Genomic DNA, 1,391 nt, shown 5'->3' with positions numbered 1-1,391 from the left:
GCGCTCCGGCGCCGCCCCGTCCCGGCGGCGCATGACAGGCGCTCCCACCGGGACCCGCTCCTGGAGCAGCTCCCGGTAGGCGGCCATGGTCCGGTCGGACAGGAAGCGCCGCTGCATCACGTCCTCCGTCAGGGCGTTGTCGATGGCCACCAGGCTCATGCCCAGGTGGTGGGCCATATAGGATCGGACGATCTCAAAGTTGCTGCCCCCTGACAGGCGGGAGGGGGTGAAGTCGGCCGCCTCATAGAGGCCGAACCGCCCCTCCAGCCCCAGGGCGCACAGCCGGCGCAGGTTGCGCACCGCGCTTTTGGGGGCCATGGGGAGGGCGAGGAAGGAGGCGTAGGGCGCCACCACCAGCTCCTGGTCCAGCCCCCGCTTCAGACCCAGGGCCTGAACGCCGTGGGCCTTGTACTGATAAGTCATCCCCGGGTCAAAGGCGAAAAATCCCGATTCCGAGATCCCCCAGGGGGTGTGGGTCCTGGCCCCCCGGCGCTTCTGGGCATAGACGCAGAAGGCCAGCGACTCGTACATCAAGGAGTTCTCCTCACAGGGCAGCAGCAGATTGGGCATGAAATATTCAAACATGGTCCCGGTCCAGGAGGCCATGCCGCTGTAATCGTTGTCCCCCAGCAGCATCCGGCTCAGCCGGCGCCAGTGCCGGGGCGGGACCTCTCCCCGGGCCACGGTCACGTAGCTGGTTTGCCGGGCCTCGCTGGCCATCAGGTCATAGTGGCCGGGGGTGGGACGGTCCCGCTCCGCCTCCCAGCCGATGAAAAACAGCCTGCCGTCGGGGTCGTACAGGGGGCGGAATTCCATGGCGCCGGACAGCGCCCGGGCCCGGGCGGCCAGCTCCCCCTCTCCCCACTCCTCCAGTCCCGCCGCCAGGGCGATCAGACTGCCGCACAGGTTCCCGCTGTCCACGGTGGAGATATACCGGGGGGCCATGGGCCTGGCAGAGACAGTGTCATACCAGTTGTAGAGGTGGCCCCGCCACTTCTCCAGCCCCTCCACGGTGTTCAGGACATGGCGGATCAGCCCCGCCCCCTGGTCCTGGGGCAGCAGGTCCAGATCCACCGCCGCCATCACGGAGAGCAGGGCCAGCCCGATGTTGGTGGGGGAGGTCCGGCGGGCCAGCCCCGCCGCCGGCTTCTCCTGCCAGTTGTCCGGCGGGAGCCAGTGGTCCTCCTCCCGGAGGAAGCTGGCAAAGTAGCGCCAGATCAGGGTGGCCTGGTGAAGCAGGAAGGCCCGGTCCCCCGGGGCCAGTCCCGCCCGCTTTCCACTGGGCCGGCTGATCCACCAGGCGGCGGCGGGAGCCGCCATCCACAGCAGCCCCGCCAGGCTGCCGATCCGCAGCTCCGCCAGCAGAAAGGTGGCCAGCCCTACGGCGGGGG

1 protein-coding gene is annotated in these 1,391 nt (G+C 69.4%); it reads right to left on the bottom strand.

The genetic code is table 11. The annotated features are described in order from the left end of the window. Positions 1 to 1,391, bottom strand: a 1,391-nt coding sequence (locus BN1969_RS18060; RefSeq protein WP_272867232.1) for a glucoamylase family protein, incomplete at both ends; no start/stop codon positions are given.

Source organism: Clostridium phoceensis, assembly GCF_001244495.1.
Taxonomy (GTDB): domain Bacteria; phylum Bacillota; class Clostridia; order Oscillospirales; family Oscillospiraceae; genus Lawsonibacter; species Lawsonibacter asaccharolyticus.
The sequence above is the reverse complement of the archived record's forward strand: the minus strand, read 5'-3'. Positions and strand labels throughout refer to the sequence as shown.